The organism is Stenotrophomonas sp. S4 (genome assembly GCF_054187805.2).
Window position 1 is genome coordinate 2,176,810 of sequence record NZ_CM196188.1, and the last position, 25,555, is coordinate 2,202,364.

Here is a 25,555-nt window from a genome sequence, read left to right on the forward strand (position 1 = left end):
GAGCCCCCATCACGATGAAGGGCGCGCAGAAGCTGCGCGACGAACTGGATCACCTGAAGTCGGTCAAGCGCCCGAAGGTGATCGCCGCCATCGCCGAAGCGCGTGAGCATGGCGACCTGAAAGAGAACGCCGAGTACCACGCTGCGCGCGAGGAACAGGGCTTCATCGAAGGCCGCATCAAGCAGCTGGAAGGCGAGCTGTCACACGCCGAGATCATCGACGTGAGCAAGCTCAACGCTGGCTCCAAGGTGGTGTTCGGTGCCAGCGTGACCCTGGCCGACGTGGAAACCGACGAAGAGAAGAAGTACCAGATCGTCGGTGACCTGGAAGCGGACATCAAGCTGGGCCTGATCGCGATTTCCTCGCCGGTGGCACGCGCGATGATCGGCAAGCTGGAAGGCGATTCGATCGTGATCGACGCCCCGGCCGGCCAGCGCGAGTACGAGATCGTCAGCGTCAGCTACGTGGACTGACCCAGTGGCAACGGCGACCCTGCTGTTGCCGGCGCGCAGCCGCTTTGCCGCGGCTGCGCTGCCGGACGATGTGGCGCGTGCGCTCGGCCGCGCCACGACGGTGCAGGTCGCGCCGGGCGAACGCGCGCAGCTGACGCGCCATTTCACGGTCGCCGCGCCGCACTGGCCGGTGGCCGCGTTGACCCGCCAGCGCGACGTCGGCGATGCGGCGGGCGCCAGTTGGCTGCGTGCCGATCCGGCCTGCATGGTGCCGGACATGCACGGCGCGCGGATGATGGCCTACGGCGAAACGCTGCGGCCGACGCTGGCCGACTGCCTGGCCCTGCTGCCGGTGCTGCAGCCGTTGTTCGCCGATGCCGGGTTCGTGCTCGACGCACCGGACCCTTCGCGCTGGTACCTGCGGCTTCCGATCGACCTGGCCCTGCCGGATTTCGACAGTCCGGACGAGGTGCTGGGCGATGACCTGTTCTCGCACCTGCCGGAAGGCGAGGGCGGCCGCCGCTGGCGGGCGCTGATGACCGAGGCGCAGGTGCTGCTGCACAACCATTCCTGGAACCAGCAGCGCGCCGCGCAGGGACAACAGCCGATCAATTCGCTGTGGTTCTGGGGCGGCGGCGTGATGCCGGTGTCGGTCAGTACGCCGCACGCACAGGTGCGCAGCCGCGATGCGCTGCTGCAGGGCCTGGCCCTGGCTGCCGGAGTGGCCGTGGATGGTGAGCAGGCGGTGGATGCACTGGTCGACCTGCGCCAGCTGCGCTCTTTGCAGCAGCTCGGCAATGATGCGATCCGCCCGCTGCTGGCCGCGTTGAAGCGTGGCGAGCTGCAGCGGCTGGTGCTGGATTTCGAGGACGGCTTGCAGTTCCAGCTGGACCGTGGCCAGCGCTGGCAGTTCTGGAAGAAGCCGCGCCAGCTTCACGATTGATCGGGGTCGGATCCGTTTTCCATCGGAAAACGGCTCTGACCCCAGATGTTTGCCGGGGTTGCCGGCCAGCGGCCGGCACTACCGCCGCTGCCGGGCGCAATCCCGCCAGCCTCTCCCACGCGCGGTATCATCCCTCTGTCTTTCGTAACCGGCGATGCCGATGTCCCTTGCCGCCGATGCCGTGCAGCCCACCTCTGATACGCCGATGATCCGCCGCCGCGATGCGGTCGTGCCCGGCAGCTGGCCAGAGGGCACGCTGCCGCTGCTGGCGCGGCTTTACGCCAGTCGTGGCGCAGGTACACCGGAACTGGCGCAGCCGAAGCTGGGCAATCTGCATGCGCCCGAGCTGCTGACCGGAATCGACGATGCGGTGGGACTGCTGGTCGAGGCCGTCGCCAACGATAAGCGCATCCTGGTGGTCGGCGATTTCGACTGCGATGGTGCTACCGCCTGTGCGGTCGGTGTGCGAGGCCTGCGCATGCTCGGCGCGCAGCACGTCTTCCACGCGGTGCCGAACCGCATGGTGCACGGCTATGGCCTGTCACCTTCACTGGTGGAGGAACTGGCCGAGCTGAAACCGGACCTGCTGGTTACTGTCGATCACGGCATTGCCTGCCACGCGGGTGTGAGCGCGGCCAAGGCGCGTGGCTGGCAGGTGCTGGTCACCGACCACCATCTGCCGGGCCCGCAGTTGCCGCCGGCCGACGTGATCGTTGATCCGAATCTGGACGGCGACGCCTTCCCCAGCAAGTCGCTGGCCGGTGTCGGCGTGATCTTCTACGTGCTGATGGCGCTGCGCCGTCAGATGCGCGAGGCCGGCGTTTTTGCCGATGGCAAGGGGCCGGACCTGACCACGCTGCTGGACCTGGTGGCGGTCGGTACCGTTGCCGACCTGGTAGCGCTGGACCCGAACAACCGTGCGCTGGTCAGCGCAGGCCTGCGCCGTCTGCGCGCAGGGCAGGGTTGTGTCGGCCTGCGTGCGCTGATCGAAGCCAGTGGCCGTGATGCCGCGCGCCTGACCGCCACCGACATCGGCTTCGCACTCGGCCCGCGCCTGAACGCGGCGGGCCGGCTGGAGGACATGGCGTTGGGCATCGCGCTGCTGCTGACCGAAGACCCGCGCCAGGCGCGCGAGATCGCGCAGACGCTGGAGCAGATCAATTCGGAACGGCGCGCGGTGCAGCAATCGATGACCGATGACGCCGAGCAGGCGTTGACCCGCGTAGTGCTGGACATGGCCGGCCAGCGCCCGGTGGCGGCCTGCCTGTTCGATGCCGATTGGCATCCGGGCGTGGTCGGCCTGGTCGCGTCGAAGATGAAGGATCGCCTGCATCGCCCGGTGATTGCCTTCGCCCCGGCTGAACCGGGTGCCGACACCCTGCGCGGCTCGGCGCGTTCGATTCCCGGCCTGCACATCCGTGACGCACTGGCACTGGTCGATGCGCGGCATCCGGGGCTGATCGAACGCTTCGGTGGCCACGCCATGGCGGCCGGCCTCAGCCTGCGGCTTGACCACGTTGATGATTTCAAGGCGGCCTTCGTGGCTGTCGTGCTGGAAATGCTCGACCCCGCAGCATTGCAGCAGCAGGTTCTCAGCGACGGCGAACTGGCCGCAGACGAGCTGGATCATCGCCACGCCGATGCGTTGCGCCTGGCTGGACCGTGGGGCCAGGGCTTCCCCGAACCGCTGTTCGATGGCCACTTCGAAGTGGCCAACTGGCGCGTGTTGAAGGAGCGCCACTTGAAGCTGGAGCTGCGCCTGCCCGGCGTACCCGGCACGATCAACGCGATCCACTTCGGTGGCTGGCACGGCAACGCGCCGGGCCGCCGTGTGCATCTCGCCTACCGGCTGGCCTGCGATGACTATCGCGGCGGCAGCGCCATCCAGTTGATCGTGGAGCACAGCCTCCCCGCATGAAAAAGGGGACGGAGGGGATTAAGTCGCAAGTGGCAAACAAGGCACAAGCGACTTAATCCCCTCCGTCCCCCTTTTCCGGGAAGTCAGCGGATTTCGGTTACCAGTGTCGGCAGCTCCCAGGTGCCGCCGGGCACACCCCGGCACAGGCCCGCTGCCACTTCCGAGGTGGCGATGAAGGCGGTGCCATTCCAGGTCCAGGTGTTCTGCGAGATGCAGTCACCCAGGCCGCGGCCCTTCTGCGCGGCAATGATCTGGCCATCGTCGTAGTCGATGGCATCGCTGGTCACCCACTTTGCCTGGAACGGCGGCTGTGGGCGGGCCACCCAGTAGCCATCGCCGCTGTTATAGGCCGCTCGCCAGCAGGGCACGTTGACCAGCACGTGCTGTGCGTCCAGGCGGCGGACCTCCAGCGGCGAGTTGCTCAGCGGAGTATCGGCATCGGCTTCCTGAAGGCCTTCGCAGCTGTCTTCTTTCAGCGTGGCACGCAGCGCCGCGCGCAGGGCGGGTGAGGCGGCCAGTTTCGCAAACGCCGGATCATCCGGGGTCGAATCAACGGTAGCGGCCTTGCGCACCACCGGCACCGGCAGTGCGGCGGGGACGCTGGATTCAGGCGTGCTGCCCTTGCGCATCACGGCGCCGGGTGTGCCAAGGCGACCCTGGTACTCGTCGATCTTCAGCAGCACCGCTGCCGCCCCCTTGTCTGACAACGGCCAGCGATGGCCGGCGCCATCGGTCACACTGACTCCACCGTCGCGTACCAGCGCGGACAGTAGCGCGCTGGTCTGCGTGGCATTCAGGCTGTGCGTGCCTTCGCCCTTTGCGGGTGCCAGAACGCCCAGATCCTGCTGCTGGATGCGCAGATGCAGTGCGCCCCTGGGCTGGGGCTGGCCTTCTTCCGGCTGCAGCGACAGGCGGCCCTGGATGGCCTGGCCCGGGCCGCCCTTGCGGGTGAGCAGCACACTCAGGGTGCTGCCATCATCGGGGGCATAGCCAGCGGCGCGGCAGGTCAGGGTGTTGTCGCAGGCCACGATCCAGTCGTGGTGCTGGAAATACAGGCTCTTGGCCGGGGCAGCGGCACTGGCGTTCAATGGGCAGGCCAGGGCCAGCAGGGCGGCGGGGAGGAGGGATCGCATCGGCATCCTTGCACGTAGGGAATGGGAGGCATGGTGCCTGCTGGTGGGGGCGATGAAAAGCTGCACGGCGTTCAACCCCGTTCCGGCTGTTCGCGCGTTCAAAGGTCCACGATCCCACTGGAGCCCTGTCATGGTCTTCGCCCGTTGCTGCAGCGTGTTGATGCTTGCCCTCGCAATCTGGCCCGCCGGCGCCCAGTCGCCACGCATTGCCCGGCCGCAAGCCGCCACACTGCTTTTGATTGCGCCCGCCGCCGAACAGCCTGTGCAGCTCCAGCGTGCGCGCATCGAAGGCGAGGTCCTGGCCGGCGTCGCCCAGACCCGGATCACCCTGGAATTCCACAACCCGAACCGGCGCGTGCTGGAGGGCGAGCTGCAGTTCCCGCTGGCCGATGGCCAGCAGATCACCGGCTTCGCGCTGGACATCAACGGCGAACTGCGTGACGCCGTGCCGGTGCCCAAGGACCGTGGCCGTCAGGTGTTCGAAGAAATCGCCCGGCGTGGTGTCGACCCGGGCCTGCTGGAGCAGACTGCCGGCAACCAGTTCCGCCTGCGCATCTATCCGCTGCCGGCCGGCGGCAGCCGCCGCGTGCAGCTGGTGATTCGTGAGCCGTTGGCCTTCGCCGGACAAGGCTGGCAGTGGACGCTTCCGCTGCAGTTCGCCGCCGGTGCGTCTTCGGTTGAATTGAAGCTGCAGGCGCCGGGCGCGTCCACCGCTGGCATGGCGCCGTTCCGCATCACTGCGGGCCAGCTGCACTGGCAGGGCAAGGGCGCGCAGCTGCCGACGCAGCTGCAGTGGCGCCTGCCCGCAGCACGTCAGGCGCAGGTCCAGGTGGCGCTCTGGCAGGATGGGCACTACCTGCTGGCGCAGCTGCCGGTGGCGGCCAACAGCACGCCCCGCACGCTGCCCAGCGAGATCGGCCTGCTGTGGGATGGTTCCGGTTCGGCGGGGCAGCGCAATCGCACGCGTGAGTTCGCGCTGCTGGATCGCTACTTCGCCGCGATGGGTGACGGCACGGTGACATTGACCGTGCTGCGCGACCGCGCCGAACCGGTGCGGCGCTTCCGCGTCCGCGCTGGCAACTGGAACGAGCTGCGTGCTGCGCTGCAGGCCGTGCGCCCGGACGGTGCCAGCGCGCTGGCGCAGTGGCAGCCGCAGCCGAGTGTGAAGGAGTACCTGCTGCTCAGCGATGGTCTGCTGACCTATGGGCCGGAAGCACTGCCAGCACTCGCGCCGGATCAACGCCTGTTCGCGATCAGCAGCGCCGGCGCCCGTACTGACAGCACGCGACTGCGTGGCTGGAGCGAAGCGCATGGCGGACGCTTCGTCGCGCTGGGTAATGATGTTGATGCGGCCGCTCGCGAACTACTGTGGTCGCCCTTGGACGTGCAGGTCGATGCGGGCCGCGGCGTACAGGACGTGGTGATCGATCGTCGCAGTGAAGCCCAGGGCTGGTTGTGGCTGCATGCACGACTGGCGGCCGACGGCGTGCCGATGCGGGTGCGCGTCGGCGGCGGTGAATGGCAAGCGCTGCCGGCAACGCAGAAGAGTGACGACGGTGAACTGGTGGCCGGCTTGTGGGCGCAGGCCCGTCTGCAGCAACTCGGCGCCGACCGTCGAGGCAACCGCGAAGCCATGCAGCTGCTGTCGCAGCAGTTCGGCCTGGTCGGGCCGGATACCTCCCTGATCGTGCTGGAGACGCTGGAGGACTACTTGCGCTATGCGATCCGTCCGTCCGGCACGCTGCGCGCCGAGTACGACGCCAGGTTTGCAGTGCAGGTACGTGATCGCGCCGCAGCCGATCGCCAGCGCCTGGATGAAGTGGCCGCTCGCTGGAAGGAGCGCCAGCAGTGGTGGAACCGGAGCTGGCCGAAGGGCGCGCCGCCGCAGGCCAAGGAAATGGCGCTGGAAGTTGCATCCGCAGGCTACGCAGCCGAATCCGCATCCGTGGCGATGCTGGCAGCCCCTGCGCCTGCCCCGCCGGCTGCGCCTTCACCGATGGCCGCGGCTGCCGAGCAGCGCATGGACGCCAGCAGCGCACGCGCGCGCCGTTCAGCACCTGCATCGAACAAGGCGCTGGATGCGATCGCAGTCACCAGCGGGTCCGCCGACGCATCCGCTGCCGCCAACGACGGCCAGCTCGGCATCCAGTTGGCGGCATGGCAGCCGGATTCGGCCATCGCCCGTCGCCTGCGCCAGGGTCCGCCGTCGCAGCTCTATGACCGCTATCTGGCCGAGCGCGATGCCCATGCCGACAGCAGCGCGTTCTTCCTCGACGTGGCCGACCTGCTGCTGGAGCAGGGCCAGCGCGAACTGGCACTGCGCGTGCTGTCGAACCTTGCCGAGATGGACCTGGACAACCGCCACCTGCTGCGCGTGCTCGGCTACCGGCTGATGCAGGCCGATGCACCGGCACTGGCGGTGCCGGTGTTCGAGCAGGTGCTGGCGATGGGTCAGGAGGAGCCGCAGAGCTTCCGCGACCTGGGCCTGGCGCTGGCAGCAGCGGGCAAGCCGCAGCAGGCACTAGCGCCGCTGTACCAGGTGGTGGTGCGGCCGTGGGACAGTCGTTTCGATGGCATCGCCCTGATCGCATTGGATGAGCTGACCAACCTGGTGGCGCGCAGTACGCCGCGTCTGGACACCCGCAGCATCGACCCGCGACTGCTGCAGGCGATGCCGCTGGACCTGCGTGTGGTGCTGTCGTGGGACGCCGACAACAGCGACATGGACCTGTGGGTGACTGACCCGAATGGCGAGCGCGCGTACTACGGCAACCGCCAGACCTACCAGGGCGGGCGGATGTCGCAGGACTTCACCGGCGGCTATGGTCCCGAGCAGTTCTCGCTGCGCAACGCCAAGCCGGGCAAGTACAAGGTGGAGGCGAACTATTTCGGCAGCCGCCAGCAGCTGGTGACCGGTGCAACGACCCTGATGCTGCGCCTGACCACGCACTGGGGCACGCCGAAGCAGAAGGACCAGATGGTCACGATGCGGTTGAAGGACCGTGCCGAGACCGTGCTGGTGGGCGAGTTCGAGGTGAAATGACCGTTCGGACACCCGTGTAGAGCCGAGCCCATGCTCGGCTCTACAACTGCGCTGTCGCGGCGCGTGCGATCTGCGCCGCAGGCGGATCGGCGCGCAGGCCGAACAGCGGCCGCAGCCAGCGCGAGCGTCGGATCAGCAGCTCGTGGATCAGCAGGCAGCCACCGACGGTACCGGCCAGCAGCAGGGCTGGTTCCATCCACGGGCCCAGCTGCAGTGGCTTGAGCCAGAACAGCAGGGCGATGATCAGGCTCTGGTGCAGCATATACCAGGGATAGATGGCTTCGGTGCAGTACGGCAACCAGCGGAACGGACGATCAAGGAAGACCTTTCCCCAGCCCAGGATGGCCAGCAGCGCGGTCCATACGTACAGCGACTGGCTGGTCCGGACCTGCAGGTCCCAGAACGGTTCGGGCCATTGCCGCAGGGGGGAATCGGCCGCCAGTACCTGGCCGAGGATGCGCAGGCCCATGTACCAGCCGACCGCAGCCAGCGCCAGCCACAGCGTGGTGCGGCGCAGGGCCACCACCCGTTCCCAGAACAGTGGCTCGCGACCCAGCAGGTAGCCGGCCAGGAACACCGTGGCGTACTTCGCGTGCTGGTACCAGTCGCCGAGCAGGGCATTGGTGGACGGATAGATCGGCTCCAGCCAGACCACCCAGGCCAGCAGCAGGGCGAACGGAATGCCGATCAGCAGCGCGGGCGAGGCTGCAACGCGTGCCATCGCGCTGCGCACGCCTGTTGTTCCCAGCAATGGCATCAGCAGGGCCAGCGCCAGGGTGTAGTTCCACAGATAGGCCAGGTACCACAGGTGGTTCCAGGTGATGCCGTACTGCCAGCCGGCGAAGCTGCCTTCCGGCCAGGGCCGCACCTGCCAGTAGCGCAGCAGGAATTGGCCGAAGCCGGGCGCCACATGGCCGTTGGCCACGCCTTCGCAGTACGGCTGGATCGGTACGATCACGAACATGCCGAACAGCAGGGGCAACAGCAGCTTCCAGGTACGCAGGCCGGCGAAGCGCAGCAACCTGCCTTCGGGCCGCATCAGTGCGATGGCGATGCCCGAGATCAGGAACAGCAGTGACATCCGCCAGCGATTGACGAACACCATCGGCCATTGCAGCCATTCGGCCGTGTGCACGCTCTTGAGGTGGAAGCCCCAGTCGTCCACGTAGGCCATGGCGGTGTGGTAGAGGATCAGCAGGGCGAAGGCGAACACGCGCAGGGCGTCGATGTCGTGGCGTCGGGTCATGGGGATGGTGTGCCGGAGAGTCGAGCCAAGGTGACGCCGCCCGGTCCGTGCAGCGACCGCCAAGGGGCCGCCGGAACCCGCGCAGTGACCAATGGCGGGGGTGGTGGGACCAATGGAGCCGCTACCCTCAGTCCCTTGAGGCAGGCTGGAGCACCGCAACGACATGGATGCAGCAATGACCCAGGGCCGACCACCGCGCTGGCGCACGTCAGCCCGCCTGCTGGTATGGGCGGCCATCCTGTCCGCTTCAGCGGTGACCAATGCGCTGGTCGAAGTGATGGATGCCGGACGCCGCGGCGCCGATCTCGGCCTGTGGGAGCCGATGATCTGGGAGTTCAGCAGCCTTTGCCTGGTCCTGATGACCCTGCCGTTGCTGTGGTGGGGCTGCGAGCGCTGGCCGCTGCATGCCGATACCTGGAAGCAGCGGTTGCCGCTGTATCTGCTGGCCAGCGTCGGCTGGTCGCTGCTGCACGTGGTGGGGATGATGCTGCTGCGGCACCTGGCCTATGGAGCGCTGGGGTATCGGTACCAGGACGATGCAGGCTGGCTGGAGCGTTTTGCGTACGAATACCTGAAGGATGTACGCACGTTTGCGATGTTCGTGGCACTGGAGCACTTTGCCAGTTGGTTCGGCCGGCGCCGGCAGGGCGAAGCGAGCCTGCTGGCCGAGCCCGACGTCGGCCCGCCGGTGGAGCCGGTCGAGCGCCCCCAGCACTTCCTGGTGCGCAAGCTGGGCAAGGAGTTCCTGGTCGCCACTGCGGACGTGGAGTACGCCCAGGCCGCGGGGAACTACGTGAACCTGCGGGTACGCGGCCACGACTACCCGCTGCGGATCACCATGGCGGTACTGGAGCAGCGGCTGGACCCGGGGGTGTTCCTGCGCCCGCACCGCAGCTGGCTGATCCATCGGGGCCAGTTGCGCTCGATCGAGCCGCTGGACGGCGGCGAGGCCCTGCTGCACATGGCCGACGGGGCCAAAGTGCCCTGCAGCCGGCGCCAGCTGCCGCTGCTGCGGCAGGCGCTGGGGGCAGGGTGAGGCCCTCATTCCGGGCACCCGCGGCCTGCGGTATCATTACCAGTCATCTTTTGAATGCATAACCGCCGACATGATCGAACTGAATCCTGTCCGCCAGCGCATCACCGATCTGACCGATCGCGTGCTGTCGCTTCGGGGGTATCTTTGACTACGACGCCAAGAAAGAGCGTCTTGAAGAAGTAACGCGGGAGCTGGAAAGCCCCGACGTCTGGAACAACGCCGAATATGCCCAGAACCTGGGCCGCGAGCGTTCCAGCCTGGAAAAGACCGTGGGCGGCATCGCCTCGGTGCTCGATGGCCTGAACGACGCCACCGAACTGCTGGAGCTGGCCGAGTCCGAGCAGGATGAGGACACCGCACTGGCCGTGGTCGCCGACCTCGACAAGCACCAGGCCCACGTGGAGAAGCTGGAATTCCAGCGCATGTTCTCCGGCGAGATGGACAATGCGGCCGCGTTCGTCGACATCCAGGCCGGTGCCGGCGGCACCGAGGCCCAGGACTGGGCCGAGATCCTGCTGCGCATGTACCTGCGCTGGTGCGAGTCGCGCGGCTGGAAGACCGAGCTGATGGAAGTGTCCGGTGGCGACGTCGCCGGCATCAAGTCGGCCACGCTGCGCGTGGAAGGCGACTATGCCTATGGCTGGCTGAAGACCGAGACCGGCGTGCACCGCCTGGTGCGCAAGTCACCGTTCGACTCGGACAACCGCCGCCACACCAGCTTCACCTCGGTGTTCGTGTCGCCGGAAATCGATGACAACATCGACATCACCATCAACCCGGCCGACCTGCGAACCGACGTGTACCGTTCGTCCGGTGCCGGTGGCCAGCACGTCAACAAGACCGAGTCGGCGGTGCGTATCACCCACATCCCGACCAACATCGTCGTGGCCTGCCAGACCGGCCGCAGCCAGCACCAGAACCGCGACAACGCGATGAAGATGCTGGCCGCCAAGCTGTACGAGCTGGAGATCCAGAAGCGCAACGCCGAGAAGGACGCCGTGGAAGCCACCAAGTCCGACATCGGCTGGGGCAGCCAGATCCGCAACTACGTGCTGGACCAGAGCCGCATCAAGGACCTGCGTACCGGCATCGAACGTTCGGACACGCAGAAGGTGCTGGACGGCGACCTGGACGAGTTCGTCGAGGCCAGCCTGAAGGCCGGCCTGGCCGTGGGCTCCAAGCGCGTCGATGCCTGATCGACGCGCCTGCGCGGATAGCATCGCCCTCCGTGATGGAGGGCGATGATGCGCAGCGAAAGTGAACGCAAGGAACTCGGCGGCTTCCTCAAGGCCTGCCGCGCCCGTGTCGACCCCGCCACGCTCGGCCTCCCGGCCGGGCGCCGGCGCACCCCGGGCCTGAAGCGCGAGGAAGTCGCGCTGGCGATCGGCGTCAGCGTCAGCTGGTACACGTGGATCGAGCAGGGCCGTGAAGTACGCGCCTCGCCCGAGGTACTGGAGCGGCTGGCGCAGGTGCTGCGCATGAGCGACGACGAACGCGCCTACGCGTTCGCGCTGTCCGGCTACGGCGTGCCGCTGGAATCACCGGACGAGAGCGTGACCGACGGCCTGCGCCAGCTGGTGGACGCGATGCAGCCGATCCCGGCCTATGTGCGCAACACCCGCTTCGACATCCTGGCCTGGAACCCGGCCATCGCCGATCTGTTCGTGGACTACAGCCAGCTGGCGCCGCATGAGCGCAACACGCTGCGGTTGATGTTCCTGTACCCGCCGTACCGCACGCTGATCCTCAACTGGGAAGAAATGACCCGCGGCCTGCTGGCGGGCTTCCGTGCGGCGATGGCGCAGGCGCCGGACAAGGCCCCGTTCCTGGCACTGGTCGAGGACATCGCGGCGCACAGTGAGGAGTTCCGCCAGTGGTGGCCGGAGCACGACGTGCGTCGGTTCGATGAAGGTGCGAAGAAGCTGAACCATCCCACGCGCGGGTTGCTGGACCTGCAGTACGTGGCGCTGGTGCCGGAGAGCCGGCACGATCTGTCACTGGTGACCTACCTGCCGCGTAGGTAGAGGGTTGTTCGGCAGGGCTTGCAGCCCTGCACCTGCGGTAGTGCCGGCCGCTGGCCGGCAACAGCAACTCCAAATGCTGGCTTCCTGCGGGATGGCGGGGCGGTGTGGGTTGGCAGGACACGCCGTAAACCCGTCCATGGGGGCTCGATGGCGCCATCCATGGCGCCAACGGTCCTGCCAACCCACACCACCCTGCCTCTGACAGTTTCCTGCGGCTGTTGGTGGGTGTCGACCTTGGTCGACACATCTGTCAGATATCGATGCACAAGGATGGGGTCAGATCCGTTTTCCTACGGAAAACGGATCTGACCCCAAGAGTATTTCCGGCAGATCGCAGGAAACCGTCGAAGGCGGGGTGGGTCCGGTTGCGGGGGCGTGAGCGCCATGGATGGCGCGACCGAGGCTACATGGATGTATTCACGCCGTCCCCCGCAACCGGACCCACCCCGCCATCCCATAGGAAACCAGCTCGTGCTGTTGCTTCGGCTGTTGCCGTTGCTTCGGCGGGTGCAGGGCGCAGCCCTGCCAGGACAACCCACCCCATTCAGGCAGGTAAGTGCAGGTCACAGGATAAGCAGACGCCTTGTTGTGCCCCTCCATAGGGTCCACATTCCTGTGCAGGAGACGGGCCGCCGCCCGTTGTCGAGACACCAGGAGACCTGCATGTCCGCTGCCCCCACCACCGCCATTTCCCGCGATCCGGCCACCGGCCTGCAGATCGCCAGCCATCCCTTCGCCACCGATGCCGAGCTCGATGCGATCCTCGATCGCGGCCAGGCCGGCTTCGCTGCCTGGAGTGCCAGCAGCCTCGAACAGCGAGCGCAGGTGTTGCGTGCGATGGCGCGCGTACTGCGCCGTGACCGCGAGAAGCTGGCTGCGCTGGCCACCGCCGAGATGGGCAAGGTGCAGGCCGAATCGCTGGCCGAGATCGAGAAGTGTGCCGTGCTGTGCGACTGGTACGCCGACCACGGCGCGCAGTTCCTGCGCGACGAACCGACCCAGGTGCCTGATGACAAGGCTTACGTGTCCTACCTGCCGCTGGGCGTCGTGCTGGGCATCATGCCGTGGAATTTCCCGTACTGGCAGGTGATGCGCGCGGCGGTGCCGATCCTGATGGGCGGCAACGGCTTCCTGCTGAAGCCGGCCGAGAACATCGTCGGTACCGCGCAGCTGCTTGATGCTGCCTGGCGTGATGCCGGACTGCCGGATGGCACTTTCATCGCCGCCAACATCAGCCGCGAGGGCACCAGCCGTGCGATCGCCGATGACCGCATCGCCGCCGTCACCCTGACCGGCAGCGTGGCCGCCGGCCGCAGCATCGCCGCCCAGGCCGGGCAGGCGCTGAAGAAGGTGGTGCTGGAACTGGGCGGCTCGGATCCGTTCATCGTGCTGGCCGACGCCGACCTCGATGCGGCCGTCGATGCGGCGGTGGCCTCGCGCTTCCAGAACACCGGGCAGGTCTGCATCGCCGGCAAGCGCATCATCGTTGAAGACGCGGTGTACGACCGCTTCGTGGCGCAGTTCTGCCAGAAGGTGCAGGCGCTGACCATCGGCGATGGTCGTGAAGCGGGCAACCGCATCGGCCCGATGGCGCGCCAGGACCTGCTGGAACAGCTGGATGCGCAGGTGCGTGCTTCGGTGGAGGCCGGTGCGCAGCTGCTGGTCGGCGGCCACCAGCTGGACCGCCCGGGCGCGTTCTATGCGCCCACCGTGCTGGCCGGCGTGGAACCGGGCATGCAGGCCTTCGATACCGAGACCTTCGGGCCGGTGGCCTCGATCAGCCGGGCCCGCGATGCCGACCATGCGGTGGAGCTGGCCAACCAGAGCGAATTCGGCCTCAGCGGCAACCTGTGGACCGGCGACCGCGCGCGGGCCATGCAGCTGGCGCGCCGGCTGCAGACCGGCGGCGTGTTCGTCAACGGCTTCTCCGCCTCGGACCCACGCGTGCCGATCGGCGGCGTGAAGAAGAGCGGCTTCGGCCGCGAGCTCTCGCACTTCGGCATCCGCGAGTTCGTCAACGCGCAGACGGTATGGTTCGACAAGCGTTGACGCGCGGCTCTCATCCTTCCTGCAACGATCCACCATCAGTCCAGCGAAAAGGACGGCATTCCAATGTCCAAGGGTTCAGATCTGCTTGTCGCCGCGCTTGAGAACGAAGGCGTTGAGCGCATTTTCGGTATTCCCGGCGAAGAAAACCTCGACGTGGTCGAGTCACTGCGCCATTCCAGCATCGAGCTGGTCATCACCCGCCACGAGCAGGCAGCGGTGTTCATGGCGGCCACCTATGGGCGCCTGACCGGCAAGCCCGGCGTGTGCCTGGCCACGCTCGGCCCGGGTGCGCTCAACTTCACCACCGGCGCTGCTTACGCGCTGCTGGGTGCGTGGCCGGTGATCATGATCACCGGCCAGAAGGGCATCGTCGCCAGCAAGCAGGCGCGCTTCCAGATTGTCGACATCGTCGGCACGATGAAGCCGCTGACCAAGCAGGCGCGGCAGATCGTCTCGGCGCGCACCATCCCGACCATCGTCCGCGAGGCGTTCCGTGTCGCCCAGGAAGAGCGCCCGGGCCCGGTGTTGCTGGAGCTGCCCGAAGACATCGCCGCCGATGAGGTCGATGGCGTGGCGCTGATTCCGCCGCACGCGGTGGACCGTCCCATTGCCAGCCCGGAGGCGCTGGACCGGGCGGCGGAGATCATCCGCAATGCCAAGCGGCCGTTGCTGATGATCGCTTCAGCGGCGTCGCGACCGCAGTCCAGCGAAGCGCTGTCGGCCTTTGTGCTGCGCGCCGGCATCCCGTTCTTCACCACGCAGATGGGCAAGGGCGCGGTGGCCGGCGGTTCGGGCCTGTACATGGGCACCGCGGCGCTGACCGAGCGCGACTACGTGCACATGGCGATCGACCAGGCCGACGTGATCGTGACCATCGGCCACGAGGTCACCGAGAAGCCGCCGTTCGTGATGCGCCCGGGTGGGCCGACCGTGATCCACATTGGCTACTCGCAGGCGGCGGTGGAGCAGGTGTACTTCCCGCAGGTGGAGGTGATCGGCGATATCGGCCGTTCGTTGACCCAGCTGGCCGACCGCATCGAGGGTGCGGTGCCGAACGCCGATGCGCTGCTGCCGCTGCGCCCGACCATCCTGGAGCATCTGGCCGATCGTGCCGAGGAGGCCGGCTTCACCCCGCAGCGGCTGGTGCACGACGTGCGCCAGGTGATGCCGCCGGATGGCATCGTGGCGCTGGACAACGGCATGTACAAGATCTGGTTCGCGCGCAACTACCGCACCCAGGTGGCCAATACGCTGCTGCTGGACAATGCGCTGGCGACGATGGGCGCGGGGCTGCCGTCGGCGATCATGGCCTCGATCCTGTATCCGCAGCGGCGGGTGCTTGCGGTGTGTGGCGACGGCGGTTTCATGATGAACAGCCAGGAGCTGGAGACGGCGCGCCGGCTGGGCCTGAACCTGGTGGTGCTGATCCTCAACGACGGTGCCTACGGCATGATCCGCTGGAAGCAGGCGGTGGATGGATTCACCGACTACGGCATGACCTTCAGCAACCCCGATTTCGTGAAGTATGCCGAGGCCTATGGCTGCAAGGGCCACGAGGTGACGGCCATCGAGCAGTTCATCCCGACCCTGGAAGCGGCCTTCAACGAGGGCGGGGTGCATCTGGTGTCGGTGCCGATCGACTACTCGGAGAACCAGCGGGTGCTGGTGGACGAGTTGCGCCAGGCGTTCCCAGGAAACAGGTAAGGCCGGAGCAGGGCCGGCCGATCCGCCCGGTAGGTGTCGACCTTGGTCGACACGCAGAGCGCCAACCAGGGTTGGCGGCTACCGGGCGGCGGGCCGGGGCCGGGGCAGGGCGGTTTTGGTATGCTGGGCAACCGGCTGTGCCGGGCGCAGCATCCCCCCTCACTACACGATTCCCGCAGATCCATGAGCGAAGCTACCGATACCCCCCCCGTCGACGAAAACAAGTTGATCGCCGAGCGCCGTGAGAAACTCAAAGCGCTGCGTGGGCAGGGCATCGCGTACCCGAACGACTTCCGTCGCGAGGACTTCGCCGGCCGCCTGCAGGAAGAATTCGCCGATGCCGGACAGTGGACCGCCGAGGCTCTGGAAGGCAACGGCCGCCAGGTGAAGATGGCGGGCCGCCTGATGGCCAAGCGCATCATGGGCAAGGCCAGCTTCGCGCAGATCCAGGACGAGTCCGGCCGCATCCAGCTGTTCCTGCAGGGCGCGGTGCTGGGCGATGCCTACACCGCCTTCAAGGGCTGGGACGTGGGCGACATCATCGCCGTCGAAGGCGGCCTGACCCGTACCAAGACCGGCGAGCTGTCGGTCAAGGCCGAATCGATCCGCCTGCTGACCAAGTCGCTGCGCCCGCTGCCGGACAAGTGGCACGGCCTGGCCGACGTCGAGCAGCGTTACCGCCAGCGTTACGTCGACCTGATCGTGACCCCGGAGTCGCGCGCGGTGTTCATCAAGCGCTCGAAGATCATCCGCGCCATGCGCGCGTGGCTGGACAACCGCGACTTCCTGGAAGTCGAGACGCCGATGATGCATTACATCCCCGGCGGCGCGGCGGCCAAGCCGTTCACCACCCACCACAATGCGCTGGACCTGGACCTGTACCTGCGCGTGGCGCCGGAGCTGTACCTCAAGCGCCTGACCGTGGGTGGCCTGGAGCGCGTGTACGAGATCAACCGCAACTTCCGCAATGAAGGCGTCAGCACCCGCCACAACCCGGAATTCACCATGATGGAACTGTACGAGGCCTATGCCACGTACAACGAGATCATGGACCTGACCGAAGGCGTGATCCGTGACGTGGCCACGACGGTCAACGGTGGCACCGAGGTGGAGTGGGATGGCGCGAAGATCGACCTGGGCCCGGCGTTCCGCCGCTGGCGCATGGACGAGGCGGTCCGCCACCACAACCCGGAAATCTCCGCCGCCGACTGCACCGACCGTGACGCGCTGCTGCGCCATTGCGAGCGCTTGAAGATCCGCGTCAAGCCGTCTTACGGCTGGGGCAAGCTGCTGCTGGAGATCTTCGAGGCCACCGTCGAGCACACCCTGATCCAGCCGACCTTCATCACCGATCACCCGGTGGAGGTCTCGCCGCTGGCCCGTGCCAACGACAACGATCCGGGCTACACCGACCGCTTCGAGCTGTTCGTCAACGGCAAGGAGCTGGCCAATGGCTTCTCCGAGCTGAATGACCCGGAAGACCAGGCCCAGCGCTTCCAGGCGCAGGTGGCCGCGAAGGAGGGTGGCGACGACGAGGCCATGCACTACGACGCCGACTACATCCGTGCGCTGGAGTACGGCATGGCCCCGACCGGCGGCCTTGGCATCGGCGTCGATCGCCTGGTGATGCTGCTGACCGGCAGCAGTTCGATCCGCGACGTGCTGCTGTTCCCGTACATGCGTCCGGAGCAGTAAGTCGTCTTTTTGACTCCTGATTGTGCGCGCCGTCCCGAAACGGGACGGCGCGATTGACGCCTCCCGCACTCGGCGTATCGTTATTGCACTACCTTGACGCCTGTTGTGGCTTGATCGGCGGCAAGGGGAGTGCACAGTGTGGAGAGCCCGCTTCACAATGTGATGACGATCATGAACCGGGACGCATGACACGGGAGTCAGGCCGATGCAGGGTGCGAGCGTTCGCAGCGGCAGAGTATCCTCGCCTGCTGATGATCCAGCATGGTCGAAAAACCAGGCAGAGTACGCGTTGAACATCGTCATTGTTGACGACCAGACTTCCGCCCGGACGATGCTGCGTCACGTCATCGAGGACATCGCGCCGGAACTGAGCGTGTATGACTTCGGCGATCCGCTGACCGCATTGGCGTGGTGCGAAGCGCATCCGGTCGACCTGCTGCTGCTCGATTACCGCATGCCGGAGATGGACGGGCTGGAATTCGCCCGCCGTTTCCGTCGCCTGCCGAAGCACCGCGACATTCCGGTGATCCTGATCACCGTGGTCGGCGACGAGCCGATCCGGCAGGCCGCGCTGGAAGCGGGTGTCATCGACTTCCTGGTCAAGCCGATCCGCCCGCGCGAACTGCGTGCGCGCTGCTACAACCTGTTGCAGCTGCGGCAACAGACCGAGAACGTGAAGCAGCGGGCGTTGTCGCTGGAACAGCGGCTGCTGGCCAGCATGCATGAAGTCGAAGAGCGGGAGCGCGAGACACTGTCGCGGCTGGCGCGCGCGATTGAGTTCCGTGATGCCGGCACCAGTGCCTACCTGGAACGCATGGCGCGCGTGGCTGGCCTGATCGCTGACCAGCTCGGGCTGCCCGAAGAGGAAGTGCGCCTGATCGAGATGGCCGCGCCGCTGCACGACATGGGCAAGATCGCCATCCCCGATGCGGTGCTGCTCAAGCAGGGCAAGCTCAACGAGGAGGAGCTGGCGATCATGCGCCGGCACCCGCGCATTGGCCATGAACTGCTGAGTGGTAGCCAGAATCGCTTCATCCAGGTTGGCGCGTTGATCGCACTGCGTCATCATGAGCGTTACGACGGCAGTGGCTATCCCGATGGGCTGGTCGGCGATGCGATTCCGCTGGAAGCGCGCATCGTGGCCGTCGCCGATGTCTTCGACGCCCTGATATCACCCCGTCCGTACAAGGAAGCATGGACCATGGAAGCCACCTTGGCTTATCTCTACGCCCAGCGTGGCCGCCTGTTCGATCCCCGATGCGTGGACGCACTGCTGCGCGGCCGCGAGCAGCTGGACCAGATCTGCGCCGAGCATTCGATGGCGTCCGCGCGCCCGGGGCTGGGCGCGTGAAACGGCTGTTGTCGCAGCTGCGGCTGCGCCTGTCCCAGCGCCAGGACAGTGAGCACGGCCAGCAGATCGTCCGCATTGTCCTGATCAGCCTGATCCTGGCCTACGTGCTGTTGCCTGCGCCACGCCACGATCTGCCGCACACGCAGTACGTGGGCGTGCTGGCGATCGTGCTGACCGGCCTGAGCCTGTCGCTGCTGCTGTTCGGTTGGCTGCTGTGGCGGCCCGCGCGTTCGGATCCACGCCGCGTGCTGGGCATGCTGGCCGACTACGGCCTGATCGCTGCCGGCATGGTGCAGATGGGCGAGCCGCTGTCCTGGGTCTACATCGTGGTGATGTGGGTGACGGTCGGCAACGGCATGCGCTTTGGCAACCACTATCTGTACGTGGCGGTGGCCATGGCGATGGTGAGCTTCGGTTGCACCGTGCTGCTGACTCCGTACTGGCAGCAGAATTTCCGCCTGGCCATCGGCCTATGGCTCGGCCTGGCCGCGGTGCCGCTGTACTTCTCGACGCTGCTGCGGCAGTTGACCGAGGCGATGGCCGAGGCGCGCCGCGCCAGCGAGGCCAAGAGGTCGTTTCCTGGCCAACATGAGCCATGAGTTCCGCACCCCGTTGAACGGTCTCAACGGCATGACCGAAGTGCTGGCGACCACGCGCCTGGACGACGAGCAGCGCGAGTGCCTCAACACCATCCAGGCATCATCGCGCAGCCTGCTGGCGCTGGTGGAGGAAGTGCTGGACATCTCGGCCATCGAAGCCGGCAAGCTGCGCGTGGTGGCCGAAGACTTCGCCGTGTCCGATGTGATCCAGGCGATCGGGCTGATCCTGCTGCCGCAGGCCAAGGCCAAGCGACTGGACTACCGGGTGAAGGTCGCCGACGGTGTGCCGCCACGGGTGCGCGGCGATGTCGGGCATCTGCGGCAGATCCTGTTGAATCTGGCCGGCAATGCAGTCAAATTCACCGACCACGGCCGGGTCGAGATCCGTGTCGGCGTCGTCCAGGCGGATACCAATGGCGCGGTGCGGTTGCGCTTCGACATCCTCGATACCGGCATCGGCGTGGCGCCGGCCATGCGCGCGCGGCTGTTCGATGCCTTCGAGCAGGCTGACGTCAGCATGGCGCGCCGCCACGAGGGCACCGGCCTGGGCACGACCATCGCCAAGGGCCTGGTCGAAGCCATGGACGGTGACATCGGCTATCTGGAAAACCCGCCGCGCGGCAGCCACTTCTGGGTCGAGCTGCCGTTCGCGCCGCCGCAGCCGCTGGTGCCGGGTGCGGTGCCGAGCTTGACCGGCGACGAAGACGTCGGGCCGGGCGGCAACGTGATCGCCTTTGCCGATCCGTTCCTGCGCCATCGCGCCCGCGTGCGCAGCATGCAGATCCTGGTGGCCGACGACCATGAGGCCAACCGCATGGTCCTGCAGCGCCTGCTGCAGAAGGCCGGGCACCGCGTGCTGTGCGTGGACGGCGGTGAGGCGGTGCTGGATGCGCTGGCCGACAGCGAGTTCGACGCGGTCATCGTTGATCTGCACATGCCAGGCATGAGCGGGCTGGACATGCTCAAGGAGCTGCGGGTCATGCAGGCCGGTGGCGGTCCGCGCACACCGGTGCTGGTGCTCAGCGCCGATGTCACGCCCGAGGCGATCCAGCGCTGTACCCAGGCCGGTGCGCATGCCTTCCTGGCCAAGCCCGTGGTGGCGGTACGCCTGCTCGATACCCTGGCCGAGATCGCCAACAACGCCCAGTTGAAGACCATGGCCGCGCCGGTGGTTCGACCGATGGCGCTGCAGGATGGGGTGCTCGACAGCAGCGTGCTGGACGAGCTGGCTTCGTTGGGGATGGGCGAGGGCTTCGAACGTGAGTTCATCCGCCAGTGCCTGGAGGATGTGGCGAGCTGCATGGGCAAGGCCGAGCAGGCCGGCGAGGCCACGCAGTGGGATGTGTTCCGCGAACAGTCCCACGCGATCAAGGGCGTGGCCAGCAACCTTGGCCTGATGCGCGCGTCCAACCGCGCCGGCGAGCTGATGCGGATGGCCGACTGGCAGCTCAAGACCGAATGGCGTCCGCGCCTGGACATCCTGCAGGACGCGATCAAGGAAGGCCGGCGTGCGCTGGAGGCACGGGCCGAACGCCGCCTGCGCGGTGCTGCTGATGATGGTGAGGCGCGTTAGGGATTGTTGGTTCGTCGCGCGAGTTCGAGAATCCGCTGTGCCGCTGATTCCGCTGCGCGCAGTATCCAGGCGAGGGAGTTTGATGCGCCCCTTGGCTTCTGATCGGAGTCGGACGGCTGACGTATCGATTCCCGGTGCGTCAGCAGGAGGGTTTGCGGGTGCGGCTGGCGCTGGCCCCTCTTTACGTACCAGCGGATCAAGGTGTGGTTTGGGGCGTCGTACTCGATGCCTTCAACGAAGTCCTCGGACATGCGTGGATAGCGTTCCAGCAAGGGCCCGAGGTGGGTCTTCATCCACGCCAGGAGATCCATGTGGAAGGCGCGCCAGGGCTCTCCATAGCGTGATTCGGCAGTGGTTGCCGAAAGGCCCAGAGCGTTGATGCAGAAGCTGAGCAGGCGGACAGCGTCCGGGCTGGGGCATTCACGGATACTTGCGAGCATGCGTGCGGCGATGCGCTCCTGGAACTGCCTTCCTGCTGCCGACGCACGAATGGAGTGCGAGAACAGGTGTTCCCAGATGAGCGAGAACTGAATTTTTGTGGCCGAAGCCTGCGGGGCCTTCATCTCTGCGGCTGACTCGATCAACGAGAACGCCATGGCTTCGATATAGCTGATTGCCGGCTCCCATCGTCCTGTCGATGGAGGCGGCGTCTCCGGAAGCTGGGCGATCAATCTGCCAATGAACTGCAGTTCCTTTTCGACACTTTTGTAGGACTCGCTCCGGAACGTTACGGGCTCCCTGATCTGTGCAAGGTCGGAGGTCTGGCGATCAATGAAGAAGCGTGCCCAATGCAGTGCGTCGGGAGGTTCCGGCGACGGATTTTCCATCCATGCTGCGTGCGCCAGGGATACCAGGCCGAGATAGGCGTGCCACTGGGGGAGGCTCAGTCTGACTGCAGATCCCTCGCGTGGGGCCAGCAGGTCTGAGGAGTTATCGAGTAGCGCGCGGTTGCAGACGAGTGCGGCAGATGCCGGGTGGGGGGGCGCCTCATCATCGATGTCTTCTGCGGGGAAGTAGTCCTCGTTGTAGAGGAACGACCCATCGAGTCTGATTGCTTCAGCAACCAGATTCTCTGCAAAACGGATAGCGGCGGGATGTGGCCGATCAGTGGATGGGATTTCCCTGAAGAATGCGGGAATGGCGGTCGGGCACTCAACTACGATGGTGCGACAGACGTTCCGATCCTTGAATCGATTGGCGATTCGCTCTGCGCATGCGTGCGCGGATCGTTCGTCGCTGGGCGCTGTTTCCGGTGCATGCAGGTGGCGAGCGATCTCTCCCATGGAGCGACCTAGTTCCTCGACCAGTACTGAAATTTCATCTGGCCTTCCGCGATCGATGATCTTCTGGACGGCCTCAGAAAAGCGGTTTGCGTTGGCGGCACTGAATCGATTCGATGATGAGAACGCCGCGATTGTCCAGGCGATCAATGTGGCGAAGAACACGGCGGCAAGAGCGGCCTGCCAGGTCTCCGGAGTGAGCAATGATCCGGCGATGACCGGTCGGGACGTGGCGCGCCACCAGTCGGTGAGGAGCGTAAGGCAGCCCACCGAGATCATCGCAATCATCGCGAACTTCTCGACGTGAATTCTCGCGGTTGCGACGCGGAATCGATACCTCACGTCGAATATGGTCCAGACCAGAAGGAGCAACGCCAATCCAGAGAGAAACTCCGGGAAGCCGAAGAGGCGAGGGGCATCACTTCTGAGATGAATCCACTGGATTCCAGCACCGAACAAGCAACTGAACATTGATCCCTTCTTGCAGCCTCGACGGCTCCATTGCCATCAGCGGGATTATCGGTGTTCATCTTGGGTGCTGGATAGGTCCGAGGTTCGTTCTACTGCCGGCCGGTCCAGCTGAAGGTGTTGCACCCCTAAAAAAAGCCCGGTGGCCAACCGGGCTTGAACCCATCCTGGGGGAGGGATGAATCAGGCCGCGTCGAGACTGGCGCGACGGGTCTGGGCCTTGATCAGGCGATCCATGGTGCGCAGCGAGCGGTCGCCGAGGGCCAGGGCGGAATCGACCCATACCTTGGTGATCTCCAGCAGTTCGTCATAGCTGACAGGCTGGGCAATGCTGCGTGCGGCGTTCATTGCCAGATAGGACTGTGGGGTGCGCTGCTGCTGGCGGATCAGTTCTTCAACGGCCGCGCGGCCTTCGCCTTTCTTCACCAGCACGTCGACCACGCCCATCGCATGCATCTCCTCGGCGCTGTAGACCCGGCCGTCGAGAATGATCTTCTCGGCCAGGTGCGGTGACACCCGGCGGCACAGGAAGGAGTAGGCGCCCATGCCCGGGAACAGGCCGAACAGAACCTCGGGCAGGCCGAGGCCGCTGCCTTCCTCGGCGACGATGGTGTGGCAGGCCAGGGCCATTTCCAGGCCACCACCAAGGGCGTCGCCCTGGATCAGGGCGATCGAACGGACATCGCCGCCGAACCCGGTATGCAGGTGGTGCACGCCCTCCACGCAGCGCTGGGCGTAGTTCAACAGGAGGTCGCGGTTGCCTTCGCGGATCAGGCGGGTGAACAGGTCCAGGTCACCGCCCAGGTTGTAGGCGACGGCGTCCGAGGCCAGCACGAAATGCCGCAGGGTGCCGCTGTGGCGCTCGGCAGGGCTGCGGGTGATGGCGGCCATATAGCTCCACATCTCGTCGAGCATGTCATTGCGGCAGCAGGGACGGATGCCGGTGGCGGCATCGGCATGCATGAACAGCCAGTGGGCAGCGCCGTCGGCACTGTCTTCGGTACGGATGGTGGCAAAAGGCGAGCCGCTTGAGGGCAGCTTTTCGATGGTACTCATGGAAGGGTCCTCGGCATGCGGCCCGCAGTGTCAGGTGGGTGGCCGGCGGGCCGAACGGTCCACACACGCGGCGATGCTACACCGCCTCAGGGGCGTCGCATGCGAAAGGGCCCGGGACGTTTCCGCCCCGGGCCCTGTGCCGTTCAAATTGCCGAAAACCCTTACTGGGCGGGCGTATCGCGGAGTTCGCGACGGAGGATCTTGCCGACATTGGTCTTCGGCAGTTCCTTTCGGAATTCAACGATTTTGGGGTGCTTGTAGCCGGTCAGGTTGGCCCGGGCGTGCTCCTTGACCATTTCGGCGGTCAGGTTCGGGTCCTTCTTCACGATGACCACCTTGACCACCTCACCGGACTTCTCGTCCGGCACGCCGACCGCGGCCACTTCCAGCACGCCCGGCATCATCGCGATCACGTCCTCGACTTCATTCGGGTACACGTTGAAGCCGGACACCAGGATCATGTCCTTCTTGCGGTCGACGATGTAGAAGAAGCCCTGTTCGTCCATCTTCGCCATGTCGCCGGTGTGCAGCCAGCCGTCGGTGTCGATGGTCTTGGCGGTTTCCTCCGGGCGCTGCCAATAGCCCTTCATCACCTGCGGGCCCTTGATGCAGAGTTCGCCGACCTCGCCCAGCGGCAGGATGGCGCTGTTGTCGTCCTTGATGCAGGCATCGGTGGAGGGGATCGGCAGGCCGATCGAGCCGTTGTACTCGGTCAGGGTGAGCGGGTTGATGCAGGCTGCCGGCGAGGTTTCGGTCAGGCCGTAGGCCTCGACCAGGGTCACGCCGGTGACCTTCTTCCAGCGCTCGGCCACGGCGCGCTGCACGGCCATGCCGCCGCCCAGGGTGACCTTCAGCGACGAGAAGTCGACCGTGTCGAAACCGGGGGTGTTGAGCAGGCCGTTGAACAGTGTGTTGACGCCGGTGATGGCGGTGAAGCGCACCGACTTGAGCTCCTTGACGAAGCCCTTCATGTCGCGCGGGTTGGTGATCAGGTGGTTGCAGCCACCGAACTTCATGAAGACCAGCCCGTTCGCCGTCAGCGCGAAGATGTGGTACAGCGGCAGGGCGGTGATGATCCACTCCTTGCCCATCTCGATGCCCGACGCACTGATCCAGGCCGAGGCCTGCTGCATGTTGGCGATCAGGTTGCGGTTGGTCAGCATCGCGCCCTTGGCCACGCCGGTGGTGCCGCCGGTGTACTGCAGGAACGCAATGTCGTCGTGGTCGATCTCGACCTTGGGCAGGCTGTGGCGGCTGCCGAGCTTGAGCGCCTGGCGGAAGCGCACCGCGCCCTTGAGATGGTAGTTGGGCACCATCTTCTTGATGTACTTCAGCACGAAGTTGACGATCACGCCCTTGCCGCCGAGCAGGTCGCCCAGGCCGGTGGTGATCACATGCTTGACCGGCGTATCGGCGATGACCTGTTCGACGGTGTCGCCGAAGTTGTCGACCACCACCAGCGCGGTCACGCCGGCATCGACCAGCTGGTGCTTGAGCTCGCGGGCGGTGTACAGCGGGTTGACGTTGACCACGGTCAGGCCGGCGCGCAGCACGCCGAAGGTGGCCACCGGGTACTGCAGGCAGTTGGGCATCATCAGGGCGACGCGGTCACCCTTCTTGAGCTTGAGCTCACCGAGCAGGTAGGCCGCGAACTGTTCGACCAGCGCGTCGGTCTCGCCATAGGTGAGCACCTTGCCGAAGCTGGAGTAGGCGGGACGGTCGCGGAATTTCGCGACGGAAGCGTCGAAGACCGAAGCTACCGAATGGAACTCGTTGACGTCGATCTCGGCGGGAACGCCTTTCGGATAGCTCTGCAGCCAGGGACGATCCAGACTCATATTCCCCCTCCAGGAATCGTGATGTATTAGGTTCCGGCCCTGAGCGTATCGACAATGGCCGGTCATTGCAGCATACCCCGCCGTAGGGAAAACGCGAAGAGGCCCCGAAGGGCCTCTTTGCCTGGTAGTGCCGGCCGCTGGCCGGCA

The 25,555-nt window shown here is 66.2% G+C and carries 16 protein-coding genes and 1 pseudogene; 12 read left to right on the forward strand and 5 right to left on the reverse strand.

What is annotated here, in order from left to right; genetic code table 11:
* Positions 1 to 8: 8 nt before the first annotated feature.
* The 3 genes from greA (at position 9) to recJ (ending at position 3,313) form a co-directional block, all read left to right on the forward strand.
* Positions 9 to 473, forward strand: coding sequence for a transcription elongation factor GreA (greA, locus tag ACUZUJ_RS10225; protein WP_026347191.1), 465 nt, complete (start codon positions 9 to 11; stop codon positions 471 to 473).
* A gap of 4 nt (positions 474 to 477) precedes the next feature.
* Entirely contained in the window at positions 478 to 1,395 is a 918-nt protein-coding gene (locus ACUZUJ_RS10230; RefSeq protein WP_014037058.1) for a 2,3-bisphosphoglycerate-independent phosphoglycerate mutase, read from the forward strand.
* 160 nt (positions 1,396 to 1,555) lie between these two features.
* A complete protein-coding gene (gene recJ, locus ACUZUJ_RS10235) occupies positions 1,556 to 3,313 on the forward strand; it encodes a single-stranded-DNA-specific exonuclease RecJ (RefSeq protein WP_049443481.1) in 1,758 nt (585 codons plus the stop codon).
* A gap of 83 nt (positions 3,314 to 3,396) precedes the next feature.
* On the opposite strand, the gene ACUZUJ_RS10240 is transcribed toward recJ, so the two are convergent.
* The gene (locus ACUZUJ_RS10240) at positions 3,397 to 4,446 is read right to left on the reverse strand and encodes a DUF1176 domain-containing protein (RefSeq protein ID WP_049443482.1); all 1,050 of its coding nucleotides are present in this window, start codon (positions 4,444 to 4,446) and stop codon (positions 3,397 to 3,399) included.
* Between the two features lie 130 nt (positions 4,447 to 4,576).
* Between ACUZUJ_RS10240 and ACUZUJ_RS10245 the strand changes: the two genes are divergently transcribed.
* Entirely contained in the window at positions 4,577 to 7,489 is a 2,913-nt protein-coding gene (locus ACUZUJ_RS10245; protein WP_458220557.1) for a DUF2135 domain-containing protein, read from the forward strand.
* Positions 7,490 to 7,529: 40 nt separating this feature from the next.
* Here the strand turns inward: ACUZUJ_RS10245 and ACUZUJ_RS10250 are convergent, their stop codons facing one another.
* Positions 7,530 to 8,735 carry an acyltransferase family protein gene (locus ACUZUJ_RS10250; RefSeq protein ID WP_458220556.1) on the reverse strand — a complete coding sequence of 402 codons (1,206 nt, stop codon included), beginning with the start codon at positions 8,733 to 8,735 and terminating at the stop codon, positions 7,530 to 7,532.
* A gap of 175 nt (positions 8,736 to 8,910) precedes the next feature.
* Here ACUZUJ_RS10250 and ACUZUJ_RS10255 point away from each other — a divergent pair, with 175 nt between their 5' ends.
* The 8 genes and pseudogenes from ACUZUJ_RS10255 (at position 8,911) to ACUZUJ_RS10290 (ending at position 20,766) form a co-directional block, all read left to right on the forward strand.
* Positions 8,911 to 9,771, forward strand: coding sequence for a LytTR family DNA-binding domain-containing protein (locus tag ACUZUJ_RS10255; RefSeq protein WP_119006198.1), 861 nt, complete (start codon positions 8,911 to 8,913; stop codon positions 9,769 to 9,771).
* Between the two features lie 70 nt (positions 9,772 to 9,841).
* A protein-coding gene (gene prfB, locus ACUZUJ_RS10260) for a peptide chain release factor 2 (RefSeq protein WP_014037064.1) occupies positions 9,842 to 10,967 on the forward strand; the annotation gives its coding sequence in 2 pieces (ribosomal slippage) (positions 9,842 to 9,916 and positions 9,918 to 10,967; 1,125 coding nt in all).
* Between the two features lie 45 nt (positions 10,968 to 11,012).
* Complete coding sequence (locus tag ACUZUJ_RS10265; RefSeq protein WP_042358681.1) at positions 11,013 to 11,795, forward strand: helix-turn-helix transcriptional regulator; 783 nt, start codon at positions 11,013 to 11,015, stop codon at positions 11,793 to 11,795.
* 663 nt (positions 11,796 to 12,458) lie between these two features.
* Entirely contained in the window at positions 12,459 to 13,844 is a 1,386-nt protein-coding gene (locus tag ACUZUJ_RS10270; RefSeq protein ID WP_049443461.1) for an NAD-dependent succinate-semialdehyde dehydrogenase, read from the forward strand.
* Between the two features lie 63 nt (positions 13,845 to 13,907).
* Complete coding sequence (locus ACUZUJ_RS10275) at positions 13,908 to 15,548, forward strand: acetolactate synthase large subunit (protein ID WP_049443462.1); 1,641 nt, start codon at positions 13,908 to 13,910, stop codon at positions 15,546 to 15,548.
* A gap of 183 nt (positions 15,549 to 15,731) precedes the next feature.
* A complete protein-coding gene (gene lysS / locus ACUZUJ_RS10280) occupies positions 15,732 to 17,243 on the forward strand; it encodes a lysine--tRNA ligase (protein WP_049443463.1) in 1,512 nt (503 codons plus the stop codon).
* A 205-nt stretch (positions 17,244 to 17,448) separates the two neighbouring features.
* Positions 17,449 to 18,594: a cyclic di-GMP phosphodiesterase response regulator RpfG gene (gene rpfG / locus ACUZUJ_RS10285; protein WP_014037069.1), complete on the forward strand. Its 1,146-nt coding sequence runs from the start codon at positions 17,449 to 17,451 to the stop codon at positions 18,592 to 18,594.
* Positions 18,591 to 20,766 (forward strand): annotated as a pseudogene (locus tag ACUZUJ_RS10290) (response regulator). Before rpfG ends, ACUZUJ_RS10290 begins: the two are co-directional and overlap by 4 nt.
* Here the strand turns inward: ACUZUJ_RS10290 and ACUZUJ_RS10295 are convergent.
* From ACUZUJ_RS10295 to ACUZUJ_RS10305, 3 genes are all read right to left on the reverse strand, one after another.
* Positions 20,763 to 22,517, reverse strand: coding sequence for a hypothetical protein (locus ACUZUJ_RS10295; RefSeq protein WP_458220197.1), 1,755 nt, complete (start codon positions 22,515 to 22,517; stop codon positions 20,763 to 20,765). The pseudogene ACUZUJ_RS10290 and the gene ACUZUJ_RS10295 overlap by 4 nt on opposite strands.
* 180 nt (positions 22,518 to 22,697) lie before the next feature.
* Complete coding sequence (locus ACUZUJ_RS10300; protein ID WP_458220198.1) at positions 22,698 to 23,570, reverse strand: crotonase/enoyl-CoA hydratase family protein; 873 nt, start codon at positions 23,568 to 23,570, stop codon at positions 22,698 to 22,700.
* A 161-nt stretch (positions 23,571 to 23,731) separates the two neighbouring features.
* Positions 23,732 to 25,408, reverse strand: coding sequence for a long-chain fatty acid--CoA ligase (locus ACUZUJ_RS10305; protein WP_049443466.1), 1,677 nt, complete (start codon positions 25,406 to 25,408; stop codon positions 23,732 to 23,734).
* Positions 25,409 to 25,555 lie beyond the last annotated feature (147 nt).

Coding starts and splice junctions, on each gene's coding strand:
- recJ (WP_049443481.1), top strand. CDS start 1,556: ATGTCCCTTGCCGCCGATGCCGTGCAGCCCACCTCTGATACGCCGATG.
- ACUZUJ_RS10240 (WP_049443482.1), bottom strand. CDS start 4,446: ATGCGATCCCTCCTCCCCGCCGCCCTGCTGGCCCTGGCCTGCCCATTG.
- ACUZUJ_RS10245 (WP_458220557.1), top strand. CDS start 4,577: ATGGTCTTCGCCCGTTGCTGCAGCGTGTTGATGCTTGCCCTCGCAATC.
- ACUZUJ_RS10250 (WP_458220556.1), bottom strand. CDS start 8,735: ATGACCCGACGCCACGACATCGACGCCCTGCGCGTGTTCGCCTTCGCC.
- ACUZUJ_RS10255 (WP_119006198.1), top strand. CDS start 8,911: ATGACCCAGGGCCGACCACCGCGCTGGCGCACGTCAGCCCGCCTGCTG.
- ACUZUJ_RS10265 (WP_042358681.1), top strand. CDS start 11,013: ATGATGCGCAGCGAAAGTGAACGCAAGGAACTCGGCGGCTTCCTCAAG.
- ACUZUJ_RS10270 (WP_049443461.1), top strand. CDS start 12,459: ATGTCCGCTGCCCCCACCACCGCCATTTCCCGCGATCCGGCCACCGGC.
- ACUZUJ_RS10275 (WP_049443462.1), top strand. CDS start 13,908: ATGTCCAAGGGTTCAGATCTGCTTGTCGCCGCGCTTGAGAACGAAGGC.
- lysS (WP_049443463.1), top strand. CDS start 15,732: ATGAGCGAAGCTACCGATACCCCCCCCGTCGACGAAAACAAGTTGATC.
- rpfG (WP_014037069.1), top strand. CDS start 17,449: ATGCAGGGTGCGAGCGTTCGCAGCGGCAGAGTATCCTCGCCTGCTGAT.
- ACUZUJ_RS10295 (WP_458220197.1), bottom strand. CDS start 22,517: ATGTTCAGTTGCTTGTTCGGTGCTGGAATCCAGTGGATTCATCTCAGA.
- ACUZUJ_RS10300 (WP_458220198.1), bottom strand. CDS start 23,570: ATGAGTACCATCGAAAAGCTGCCCTCAAGCGGCTCGCCTTTTGCCACC.
- ACUZUJ_RS10305 (WP_049443466.1), bottom strand. CDS start 25,408: ATGAGTCTGGATCGTCCCTGGCTGCAGAGCTATCCGAAAGGCGTTCCC.